The sequence below is a fragment of the Acerihabitans arboris genome (genome assembly GCF_010131535.1).
GTDB classification, from domain to species: domain Bacteria; phylum Pseudomonadota; class Gammaproteobacteria; order Enterobacterales; family Enterobacteriaceae; genus Acerihabitans; species Acerihabitans arboris.
This window is the reverse complement of the sequence record NZ_WUBS01000013.1, coordinates 197,300-209,056: the sequence shown is the minus strand read 5'-3', so window position 1 is coordinate 209,056 and position 11,757 is coordinate 197,300. Positions and strand designations below refer to the sequence as shown.

General features: G+C 58.8%; 10 protein-coding genes and 1 pseudogene. 10 read left to right on the top strand and 1 reads right to left on the bottom strand.

What is annotated here, in order from left to right:
- The 8 genes and pseudogenes from GRH90_RS18380 to GRH90_RS18345 form a co-directional block, all read left to right on the top strand.
- Positions 1-203, top strand: a pseudogene (locus GRH90_RS18380) (galactonate dehydratase); the annotation flags it as partial.
- Positions 204-328: 125 nt separating this feature from the next.
- The gene (locus GRH90_RS18375; protein ID WP_162367410.1) at positions 329-1,642 is read left to right on the top strand and encodes an MFS transporter; all 1,314 of its coding nucleotides are present in this window, start codon (positions 329-331) and stop codon (positions 1,640-1,642) included.
- Between the two features lie 15 nt (positions 1,643-1,657).
- A complete protein-coding gene (locus tag GRH90_RS18370; protein WP_162367409.1) occupies positions 1,658-2,596 on the top strand; it encodes a 2-hydroxyacid dehydrogenase in 939 nt (312 codons plus the stop codon).
- 391 nt (positions 2,597-2,987) lie between these two features.
- A complete protein-coding gene (locus GRH90_RS18365) occupies positions 2,988-4,577 on the top strand; it encodes an FGGY-family carbohydrate kinase (protein ID WP_162367408.1) in 1,590 nt (529 codons plus the stop codon).
- A 25-nt stretch (positions 4,578-4,602) separates the two neighbouring features.
- On the top strand, positions 4,603-6,264 hold the full coding sequence (locus GRH90_RS18360; RefSeq protein WP_162367407.1) for a signal transduction protein: 1,662 nt from the start codon (positions 4,603-4,605) through the stop codon (positions 6,262-6,264).
- Positions 6,261-7,205, top strand: coding sequence for a dihydrodipicolinate synthase family protein (locus GRH90_RS18355; protein ID WP_162367406.1), 945 nt, complete (start codon positions 6,261-6,263; stop codon positions 7,203-7,205). The genes GRH90_RS18360 and GRH90_RS18355 overlap by 4 nt, the downstream gene beginning before the upstream one ends.
- A gap of 123 nt (positions 7,206-7,328) precedes the next feature.
- Complete coding sequence (locus tag GRH90_RS18350) at positions 7,329-8,678, top strand: MFS transporter (RefSeq protein ID WP_162367405.1); 1,350 nt, start codon at positions 7,329-7,331, stop codon at positions 8,676-8,678.
- A gap of 230 nt (positions 8,679-8,908) precedes the next feature.
- Positions 8,909-9,916 (top strand): LacI family DNA-binding transcriptional regulator, encoded by a 1,008-nt coding sequence (locus tag GRH90_RS18345; RefSeq protein WP_162367404.1) that lies wholly within the window; start codon positions 8,909-8,911, stop codon positions 9,914-9,916.
- A gap of 74 nt (positions 9,917-9,990) precedes the next feature.
- On the opposite strand, the gene GRH90_RS18340 is transcribed toward GRH90_RS18345, so the two are convergent.
- A complete protein-coding gene (locus GRH90_RS18340) occupies positions 9,991-10,338 on the bottom strand; it encodes a YceK/YidQ family lipoprotein (RefSeq protein ID WP_162367403.1) in 348 nt (115 codons plus the stop codon).
- Between the two features lie 294 nt (positions 10,339-10,632).
- On the opposite strand from GRH90_RS18340, the gene ibpA reads away from it, so the two are divergent.
- Together ibpA and ibpB are read left to right on the top strand one after the other, a co-directional pair.
- A complete protein-coding gene (gene ibpA, locus GRH90_RS18335; RefSeq protein WP_162367402.1) occupies positions 10,633-11,046 on the top strand; it encodes a small heat shock chaperone IbpA in 414 nt (137 codons plus the stop codon).
- A 114-nt stretch (positions 11,047-11,160) separates the two neighbouring features.
- Positions 11,161-11,625, top strand: coding sequence for a small heat shock chaperone IbpB (ibpB, locus tag GRH90_RS18330; protein WP_162367401.1), 465 nt, complete (start codon positions 11,161-11,163; stop codon positions 11,623-11,625).
- Positions 11,626-11,757 lie beyond the last annotated feature (132 nt).

Here is an 11,757-nt window from a genome sequence, read left to right as displayed (position 1 = left end):
ATTATAATAAAGGCGCCGAACTGCTGGATTACGTTATAAATAAAGACGACTTCAAAATGACCGACGGCTATTTTTATCCGCTAAATAAACCGGGCCTGGGCGTGGAGATTAATGAAGAGCTGGTGATTGAACGCAGTAAAAACGCCGGCGACTGGCGTAATCCGGTATGGCGTTATCCTGACGGCGCGGTGGCGGAGTGGTAATTATCCGCCATAAATAAGTGCCTTAATAATGTCATTAAATTAAGCAGTACCATCCCGCGATGCTTCACCACGCTCAGGGGGTAACACCTCATACCCGGCACTGAGCGTGGCCTAAAGGTGATGATATGAATATCGATTTAAGTACCTCGACCCTGGCTAAACTGAATTTAAAAATAATACCTTTTATTATCTTGTGTTATTTCATATCCAACCTCGATAAAACCAATATTTCGGTGGCGGCGTTGCAAATGAACGCCGACCTGGGATTGACTACCAGCATGTACGGGCTGGGTGTGGGCATGTTTTATATCTCCTACATTATTTTTGAAGTGCCCAGTAATATTTTAATGACCAAGGTCGGCGCTAAATTATGGATTGCGCGCATTATGATTACCTGGGGGCTGGTCAGCACCGGCATGGGCTTTATCCATACGCCGACCCAGCTGTATGTCATGCGTTTCCTGCTGGGGATGGCGGAGGCGGGTTTTGCCCCCGGCATTATTTATTATATCTCCTGCTGGTTCCCGAAAAGTAACCGGGCCAGGGCGATGTCGTTTTTCTATATGGGATCGGTGCTGGCGTCTATTATCGGCCTGCCCGTTTCCGGCAGCCTGCTGGGCCTGCACGGCATCGGCGGTATTGAGGGCTGGCGCTGGCTGTTTTTTATCGAGGGTATCCCGGCGGTGGTGATGGGCGTGATGGTGCTGTTTTACCTCTCCGATAGCCCGGATAAAGCCCATTGGCTGAGCGCCGAACAAAAAAGCTGGCTGAAGGCGACCCTGGCGGCGGACAACGCCGGCGCGGAAGTGGGCCAAAACCATTCCTGGGTCAGCGCGCTGAAAAATAAGGTGGTATGGCTGTTAAGCCTGGTGTGGTTCCTGCAGGCGTTTTGCTCTATCGGTATTACGTTATTCCTGCCACTGATCCTGAAAAGCATGGTGGCGGACAAGAGCAATTTTGTTATCAGCGTACTGGCGGCGGTGCCTTTTGTTTTCGCCTGTCTGTTCATGTATCTCAACGGCCGTCATTCGGATAAAACCAAAGAGCGCGCGTTGCATTTGGGCGTACCCTTGATTATCTCCGGGCTGTTGCTGGGCATCTCCATATATACCTCTAATCTGTGGCTGGCGTATATCCTGCTGGTATTGACGGTTGGCTTTAACTTTGCCCTGACGCCGATATTCTGGGCGGTGACTACCGAGAAATTGACCGGGGTGGCCGCCGCCGCGTCCATCGCCTTCATCAACGCCATCGCCAATTTCGCCGGCCTTGGCCTGCCGCCGCTGCTGGGGAAAATCAAGGATATGACCAATAGCTATCATTACGGGCTGCTGATTATCGCCGTTGCGCTGGTGATTGGCGGCGTGGTGGGCATTTTTGTCGGCCGGACCCGGGCGCCGGCGGTTAAATCGGGCGCCGTTTCGCCGTTATCACATTAATTGCAGGTATTAATTATGAATTATTCTGTCATCAAGGCCGCCATGTTACCCGACGCATTGACGCGGCGGCTGGAAAAACAATTTAATATGGCGGATTTCGCACTGCTGCCGGAGCCGGAACGTTGGTTGGCGGCGCAGCAGGCCAGGGTGTTGGTGGTGAACGGCGAATCCACCCTTACCGAGGCGTTTATCGCGCAATTTCCCAAGCTTGAGCTGATTGCCGATTTTGGCGTGGGCTATGACGGTATTGACGTGGCGGCGGCCGCGCGTCGGAGCGTTGAGGTATGCAATACGCCCGACGTGCTGACCGAGGATGTGGCGGATATGGCGATGGGGCTGTTGTTGGCGACATCGCGGCAGATCGTGGGCGCGCAGCGGTTTATCGAGCAGGGCGGCTGGCGGGACGGGGGGTATCCCTGGACCAAAAAAGTGTCTGGCGGGCGGCTGGGGATTATCGGCATGGGGCGGATCGGCCAGGCGATTGCCAGGCGGGCCGCAGCCTTCGATATGGTTATTTCTTATCATGATTATCGTCAGCTGCCCGATGGCGCGTGGCCGTTTTACGCCTCGGTCGTGGACCTGGCGGCGGCCAGCGATTTCCTGGTGGTATGCGTTAACGGCGGGGAAAAGACCCGCTCGCTGGTGAACGCGCGGGTGTTGGCCGCGCTCGGCGCCGAGGGGATCTTGATTAATATCGCCCGAGGTACGGTGGTGGACGAGGCCGATTTGGTTCACGCCGTGAAACAGGGCATTATCGGCGGCGCGGGGCTGGATGTATTCAGTCATGAGCCGGAGGTGCCCGCCGCCCTGTTTAATCGTCCGAATGTGGTGGTAACTCCGCATATGGCCAGCGCGACCCATGATACGCGGCGCGCGATGTCGGATCTGGTGTTTGATAATATCGCGGCGTTTTTGGCCGGTAAACCGTTACTGACGCCGGTGGCGCCGTACTGAATTCGCTGGAGTTAAGCCGTCCTGCTGGTTAGGTTGGGCGTCGGCAGGCCCGCTTGTCGGGTCTGGAGCGCAGAGGGCCTACCGCGCCATAGGGCGCTCGGGCGGCTTGAGATGCCGCTTCGGCCCCATTGGCGCGCTCTCCCTCTGATTAGCCGACGGCGCTAAGCCGTCCTGCCGGTTAGGCTGGGCGTCGGCAGGCCCGCTTGCCGGGTCCGGAGCGCAGAGGGCCCCAGCGCTTGCCGTTTTTTGAAAATCATACCAATTTTAATTATTAGTTATCATCGATTTAATCCTTCCTGGCCGATCTGGCTCACAATTCACATAAAAACAGTTTGTCACCGGCAGTTCCTTTGCTTAAATTGCTAACTCGACTTAGCAAAGGGGTGAGAGCATGAAAGACCAGTGCTTTATCGGGGTGGACGTGGGGTCGGCCAGCGTCCGGGCAGGCGTGTTTGACCGGCTGGGCACCCGGCTGGCCTTTGCCGTGCGCCCGATCGATCAATTCCATCCCCGGCCGGATGTGGCCGAACAATCTTCGCGACAGATCTGGTCGCAGGCCTGCGAGGCCATCAAGGACGCGGTCGGCAAATCGGGCGTTGCGCCGGAAGCGGTGGTGTCGCTGGGGTTTGACGCGACCTGCTCGCTGGTGGTGGTCGATAGCGCCGGCGAGGGTATTTCGGTGTCGGAGCAGGACGAAGCCGGCCACGATATCATCATGTGGATGGATCACCGCGCCGTTGACGAGGCACAGGCTATTAACGCCACCGGCGATGCGGCGTTGGCCTATGTCGGCGGCGAGGTGAGCGTGGAGATGGAGCTGCCGAAAGCCCTGTGGCTGAAGCGCCATTTTCCCGAGCGTTATCACCAGGCCTGGCGGCTGTTTGATTTAGCGGATTTCCTGGTATGGCGCGCCACGGGTGTCGATGCCGCCAGCAGCTGTACCCTGACCTGCAAATGGAATTACCTGGCCCATGAAAACCGGTTCAGCGACCCTTTGCTGCGGGCGGTGGACCTGGAAGACCTACTGGAAAAAGTCCCGCCCGTTATCCTGCAGCTTGGCCGCCCCGCCGGGCCATTAAGCTCGCAGGCGGCGCGGGAGTGCGGCCTGACCACCGCCGTGACCGTGGCCGGCGGCATTATCGATGCCCATGCGGGAGGGCTGGCGCTGGTCGCGACCCGGCCGGAAGGGGCGCTGGCCCTTATCAGCGGCACCTCGAACTGCCATATGCTGGTCAACCGGCGTGAGGTACATGTGCCGGGCGTTTGGGGGCCGTATTGGGGCGCGATGCTGCCGGGCTGGTGGCTGAGCGAGGGCGGGCAAAGCGCCGCCGGCGCGCTGGTGGAATGGACGCTGCGCGGGCACGCCGCCTGGCCGCTGCTGCTGCAGCAGGCCGGCGAGCGGCAGTGCACGGAGTATGAACTGCTCAATCTATGGGTTGTGGATCTGGAGCGGCGCGATCCGCTGCCCACCCGTCATCTGCATGTGCTGGCGGACCACCACGGCAACCGGTCGCCCCGGGCCAATCCCCTTGCCCGCGGCGCGGTTATCGGCCTGACGCTGGAGCAGGGGCGTGATGCGCTGGCCCGGCTTTACCTGGCCACCCTGCAGGCGATTGCCTACGGTACCCGCCATATTATCGAGGCGATGAACCAATCCGGTCATCATATTACCCGGCTGCTGATCTGCGGCGGGGCCACCAAAAATCCGCTGTGGCTGCGTGAATACGCCAACGTAACCGGCTGCGATATCGAGCTGTCGGCCGAGGACGATGCCGTGACCCTGGGCGCGGCCTTGCTGGGCGCGGTCGCGGGCGGCGCCTTTCCCACCCTGACCGATGCGGCGCGCTCGTTGGTGCGACCCGGCCAGGTGATTCGCGCCGATGCCCGGTCCGCGGCATTTCATCAGGCAAAATATCAGGTTTACCTGCGGCTCTACGACGATACGCAGCGGGCCGAAGACGTGATGCGCGCATGGCGCTGACCCTATTATTCACCAGGAGCAAACGATGCTGAAATTTACCCTTCCGCCGTCACCGGCGATGATTCGCGCGGGCCATCAGGAAGTATTGCTGGTCGCCAACGCCGATTTGCGCGAGCCGGCCAACGTCACCTGCTGGCCGACCCAGCAGGGTTATGAACAGAAACTGCAGGCGGCGCTGGAAAAGCTGGGCTACCGTATCAAGCGCGCCCATCCGATCCATGCCGATCGCGGCCATGGTTTTATCAGCAGCCAGAAAGAAGGCAGCGATCTGTTTGCCGCCATTGATCCCGACGCGCCGGTGATTGTCTTGCTGACCGCCTGGCAGTATTCGCATCATATCGCGCCCTCGCTGGCGCATCATCGCGGGCCGCTATTATTGCTGGCCAATTTCGACGGCACCTGGCCGGGACTGGTGGGCATGCTGTGCATGGCGGGCACCCTGACCAGCCTGGGAACGTCCTATTCGCGCCTGTGGTCGGAGAGTTTTGACGACGAGCCGTTTTACCAGGGACTAAACACCTGGCTGCGCGACGGCCGGCTTTGCCACAAGACCAGCTATCTGCGCGATATCGCCCCGACTCATCCGCTGATGGCAAGCCCTGCCGGGCAAATCGGCCGCGAGGCGGGAGAATATATCCTGCGCCACAAAGCGATTATCGGCCTGTTCGATACCTTCTGCATGGGCATGATTAACGGCGTCTTTCCGCAGCAGGCGCTGGTGAACGCCGGCATTCCGCTGGAATCCCTGTCGCAGTCGGCGCTGTTGGTGGAAATGGCCAGGGTGCCCGATTCACTGCGCGAGCAATGCCTGGCCTGGTACGAGCTGCGGGGCATGCAGTTTGACTTCGGCGCCGACGGCGCCCGGTCGCTGACACGTAAGCAGGTATTGGAGCAGTGCGCGATGATGATCGCCATGGCGCGTTTTGTGCGGCGTTTCGGCCTGGCCGCGGTGGGGGTGCAGTATCAGCAGGGCCTGAAGGATTGCTGCGCTGCCTCCGATTTTGCCGAGGGCGCCCTCGGCAACGCCGAGCGTTTCCCGATCCCGGACGAGCTGGGCGAAATCATTTGGCCGGGCAAGGCCATTCCCTGCATCAATGAAGTGGATATGGGCAGCGCCATCCCGCAGGTGATGATGTGGCGCCTGCTGGATGGCCTGGGGCTGCCCGCCGAGACCACCCTGCACGATATCCGCTGGGGCGGCGAATACCAGGGCGCCTTCTACTGGGATTTGGAGATATCCGGCGCGGTGCCGTTCGCCCACCTGAAGGGCGGTATCGCCGGCGCCACCGGCTATCGCCAGCCGGCGATGTTTTTCCCCTACGGCGGTTCGACCATCGCCGGGCAAGGCAAGGCCGGGCGCTTTATCTGGGCCCGCGCCCATTATGAAGGCATCGGGGTGGTGATGCATATGGGCACCGGCACCGCCGTGGAGCTGCCCGACGATGAATTCGAGCGCCGCCGCCGCGCCACCAACTATGAATGGCCGCTGCTGAACGCGGTGCTGGACGGCATCGGGCGCGACGACCTGATGGCGGGTCATCAGAGCAACCACCTGACGCTGGCCTATGTGCAGCAGGATCTGCTGGGCGAGGTGTTCCAGGCGTTTGTTGCCCAGGCCCTGACGCTGGGCATCCATGTGCGGGCGGCCGGCAGCGCGGTTGAACTGCTGGCGGGGGCGCGGACATGAAACAGCCGACGCGCGATGGAGCAAAATATACCGGCGTTTGGCCGGTGATGTTAACGCCGTTTGACGAGCGGGGCGAGATTGACTGGGCATCGCTGGAAAAACTGGTGGAATGGTATCTGGCGGCGGGAGTGCACGGTTTGTTCGCCGACTGCCAGTCGAGCGAGATGTTTTTCCTGAGCGACAAGGAATCGCGCCAGCTGGTGAGCCATATCGTCGCCCAGGTGGACGGGCGCGTGCCGATCGTGGCGTCGGGACATACCGCCAGCGGCCTGAGCCAGCAGGTGGAGCAGCTCGGCGCCATGGCGCAGACCGGTATCGACGGGCTAATCCTGATCAGCAATCGCCTGGCGCAGCAGGGCGAGAGCGATGACCAGACGCTGGTCACCCTGCAAAGTCTGACGGAACAGCTGCCGCCGGCGGTGGATTTGGGTATTTACGAGTGTCCCTGGCCCTATAAGCGCCTGCTGTCGGACGATGTTGTCGCCTGGTGCGGGCAAAGCGATCGCTACACCTTTATCAAGGACACCAGTTGCCATCTGCCGACCATGCGGCGTCGGCTGACGCTGACGCAGGGCACGCGGCTGCATCTGGCCAACGCCAACAGCCAGACCCTGCTGGCCTCATGGCAGGCGGGCTGTCATGCCTACAGCGGGGTGATGGCCAATTTTCATCCGCAGCTGTACGTCTGGCTGTATGAAAACTGGCGTCTTCAGCCGCGGCAGGCGCAGCAGGTGGCGGATTATCTCGCCACCGCCGCCTTAATCGAAAACCTGGATTACCCCGCCTGCGCCAAATACTGGCAGTTGAAGCTGGGCAATTTCACCACCATGCAGTGCCGCGTGCGCAGCGTAAGCGCGTTTAACGACAGCTTTTTCCCGGCGGCGGTGGACAGCATGGCGCGCCTGGGCGACGAGATACAGCAGCTGGCGCTCCGGCAGTAATCCCGGTACCGGCCGCAAGAGTTCTAAGACGATATTGCCCTACGCCCGTGGCGCGCGGCTGCGCGCCACAACCCATAACATGTCCGGCCCAGGCGGGACAGATAAGAAATAATGAGGAACATCATGTCTATTTCTCTTGATATAACCCAAGACCGGAAGGCGCTCGACAGGTCGAATATCCGCCGGGTGGTGATCTCCAGTTGGATTGGCAATACTATCGAATTTTATGACTTCCTGTTGTACGGGCTGGCCAGCGCCCTGGTATTCGGCAAGATATTTTTCCCGACCATCAGCCCGCTGGCGGCCATGCTGGCCTCGTTCGCCACCTTTGGCGTCGGGTTTATCGCCCGGCCGCTGGGCGGCATATTCTTCGGCCATATGGGCGATACCCTGGGCCGTAAATACACGCTGATGATCACCCTCGGCGGCATGGGCGTGGCGACCTTCCTGATCGGCTGCCTGCCCACCTGGGCGCAAATTGGCGTATGGGCGCCCATCTTGCTGGTGTTGCTACGTTTTATCCAGGGCTTCCTAGTGGGCGGCGAGTGGGGCGGCGCGATGCTGATGGTGGTGGAAAGCGCCCCGGCTAACCGGCGCGGCCTGCTGGGCGCGATTCCGCAAACCGGCGGTTTTTCCGGCCAGCTGCTGGCCACCGGTATCTTTGCGTTAATCACCTTGCTGCCGGAAGATCAGCTGATGTCGTGGGGCTGGCGCATTCCGTTTATGCTGAGTTTTGCGCTGGTGCTGGTCGGCCTGTATATGCGGCGGCGCCTGGATGAAACGCCGGTGTTTAAAGCGGTACAGCAGCGGGAACAGCTGAACCCCACCACCGAGCCCGGCGAAAAGGCCAGCAGCCCGGTGGTGGAAGTCGTTCGCCACCAATGGCGCAGCATCCTGCTGATCATGGTATTGCGATTTGCCGAAAGCGTGCCGTTCTTTATGGCTACGGTATTTGCCGTCTCCTACGCCACCTCGCAGCTGGGCGTGAATAAGCAGACCATGCTGAACGTGGTGATGACCACCTGCGTGCTGGCGTTTCCGATGCATGCGTTCTTCGGCATGCTGTCCGATAAGGTCGGTCGCCGACCTATCTATATCTTTGGCGCGCTGTGCGCGGCCGCCATGGCGTTTCCGTTTTTCTGGTTACTGGAAAGCGGCTCGTTCGTGCTGATGGTGTTAGGGTATATCCTGCTGATTAATATTGCCCACAACTCGATTAACGCGGTGCAACCGGCGTTTTTTACCGAACTGTTCGGCCCCAAGGTGCGCTACAGCGGCGCCTCCATCGGCGCCCAGCTAGGGGCGATCGTGGCGGGCGGATTTACACCCTTTATCGCCAAGGGGCTGACCGCGCTGGATCATGACGATTGGTCGTACGTGGCGACCTATGTGGTGATCGCCGCCCTGGTGGCCGCCTACGCCGCCTGGCGCGCGCCGGAAACCTCTCGTCGCGACCTGACCCTAGACCATTGATCCCATGGCGGGCCGTGGATATCCGGCCCGCCATACCCTCGCCGCTGTTTTCTCCGTTTTGTTTTCCCCGGCGCCCGGTCAACGCGCCGCCCAGCGCCGATCCGATGAAAAAAACGCCCTGGTTGAACATTCCGTTATGTTTTAAGCGTAATTACTCGCTGATTCGAGTTAGCCAGTCCGTTATACTGCATTATCTGGACAGGTTTTTGATAACAGGACTTTTTGACAAAATGGCCAAGACCGTAGAGCAGATTGCCAAAGCGCTGGGTATTTCAATCACCACCGTTCGCCTGGTGCTTAATGGCAAAGCGGGGCAATATCGAATCAGCGCCAAAACGCAAAGCAAGATAGACAGCTATGTCGCCGAATACGGTTATACCATCAACCACGCCGCCCGCAGCCTGAAGCTGAACAAAACGGATACCCTGGGCCTTATCATCCCCCGATTATCCAACCTGTTTTTCTCCACCCTGGCGGAAAAGCTGGAAATCCGCTGCCGCGAGGCGGGATACCAACTGACCACCAGCTGCACCTATAGCGATACCGAACGCGAAAACACCCTGGTGGAGACCATGCAGCAACGCAATGTCGACGGGTTGTTCGTGGTGCCCTCGTCGCTGCAGGCGCAAAATCATCATCTTAAGCGTTTTACCAAGCCTTTGGTATTTCTCGATCGCGATTTCAGCGATAGCGAGGTGGCGCTGGTGGTCAGCGACAACGTCAACGGCAGCGCGGCGTTGACCACCGCGATGATCGACGCCGGTAAACTGCCGCTGTTTTTTATGGCCGGCGATATCCAGCAGCCGACCATAAGGCAGCGTCTACAGGGATTTACCGACGTATTGGCCGGACATGGCATCAGCGAAAACAGCGCCTGGGTGCTGACCGCCCGGCATAACCGGCGCGAAGACGGCCAACTGCTGATGCAGCGTTTTTTTGAACTGCACCAGGATGCGCCGCCGGCTTTTATCGCCTCGTCGCTACCGGTGCTCGAAGGGGCGCTGAACGTGCTGCGTGAACGCTATGGTTATATTCCCGTCGAGATGAATATCGGCACCTTCGATGAGCATCCCATGCTGGGTTTTTTGCCGAATAATACCTGGTCGATGCGCCAGGACGAGGACGCCTGGGTTGAGCATGCTTTCCAGGCGATGACGCTGGGTATGGAAGGTGAAACGTCGCCGGGCAAGTCGGTGATCCCCATGACGCTGACCCATCGCCGGCGGGCGGCGGTCTGACGGTTGGCCCGCCGGGATGTGAACCGGCCGGACAGACTTGGGCTTGCCTGGCATCGCCAACGCCGCGGGGCTGGTTATCGGGTATGGCTGTCGGCCTTATTTTTATGGTGCGAACCGCTGGGGCTGTTGGCGCCCCCGTGCAGCATGCGTTCACGTGGGGACTCGAGCGATTTGTCGCTGTCCTTGCGCAGGTAATCATAGGGCAGCAGCAGGGTATCGAGCACGGCGGAGAACGGCAGATCGAGGGCCGCCAGCGGCACCATGGCCCAGCTGGTGTCCTGGTCCTGGATCACTTTCAAACTGGCGCGGGTACCGGGGTAATAGCCCTGGTTGGGCCCGGTATGGCTCATCACGCTCGAACATCCATTGCTGGCCATCAAGGCGCAGCCTGTTGTCAGAATGAAAAATGTTTTCTTTAACATGATTCCTATACTTCCATTAGGTTTGTTATTTTACTAACGCTAAGCATCCCGCCCGGTATCCATATAAAATGAATATCTCCTGTCGCCGCTATCAGTGTAATGGATAATTCGCCGGCCATTTGCAGTTTTAGCTCAACGACAGAGTTTTTTTTCTTATCTGCGCTTGAAAAACCTCACGCCGTCTCCACTTTGTTTATGTGGCCAAACAATAAGTACGCCGCAAGGGTATTTAGGCCAGTGACCTGTCCATCCGGAAGGTTGTTCGTTACCTCGCTGAATGTTGGAGGCTGTTTTATGCGTAATTTTGATCTGTCACCCCTATACCGTTCCGCCATTGGTTTTGACCGGCTGGTAAATTTGCTGGAATCGGGACAAAGCCAGGGTAACGGTGGTTATCCCCCCTACAATGTTGAATTGGTAAATGAAAACCAATACCGCATTGCCATCGCCGTCGCCGGGTTTGCCGAACATGAGCTGGATATTATCGCCCATGATAATTTATTGACGGTAAAAGGCGCCCACGCGCAGGAACCCGCCGAGCGGAATTATTTATACCAGGGCATCGCCGAGCGCAATTTCGAGCGCAAATTCCAACTGGCCGAGCATATCCAAATTAAAGGCGCCAACCTGGAAAACGGTCTGCTCTATATTGATTTAGAACGTGTTGTGCCGGAAACCCTGAAGCCCAGGCGTATTGAAATCAATTAAACCGATTGCGGTCGGCCGCCGCGATAATGTAATAACATCCGCCCGCCGTAACCGGGGGCTAACCCAGCCACAGGCTGGAGAAAATAATCTCGCTTCATTGAAGGAGTTAATATCATGCGTAACTACGATCTATCACCACTGCTGCGCCAGTGGATCGGTTTTGATAAATTAGCCAGCACCATGCAAGGCAATCAGGAGGCATTCAGCTTCCCGCCGTATAATATTGAAAAAAGCGATGATAACCATTATCGCATTACCCTGGCGTTGGCGGGTTTTAAACAAGAAGGGTTAATGATTGAGGTGGAAGGCCCGCACCTGAACATTGCCGGTAAACCCACCCCATCCGAACGCCAGGTTGAATACCTGCACCAGGGCCTGGTGTGCAAAGAATTCTCGCTGAGCTTCACCCTGGCGGAACATATGTCGGTGACGCAGGCGGAATTCGTTAATGGGTTGCTGCATATCGCGCTGGAGCGTCATGTGCCGGATTCCCTGCAGCCCAGGCGTATCGCCATCGGCGACGCCCAACCGCAGGCGCTGGAGCACCAGACTGAAGCGCCGGTCGCCGGCCAGCAATAAAAAACGGCGTTGATCGTGCCGCGAGGTAAAGCCGCGCGGCGTTATAAATGAAAAAACCGCGGCCATGCTTGCCGCGGTTTTTTTTACCCGCGTTTTTCGGGCCTTTCCCTATGGCGGCCTACGCCGCGTATT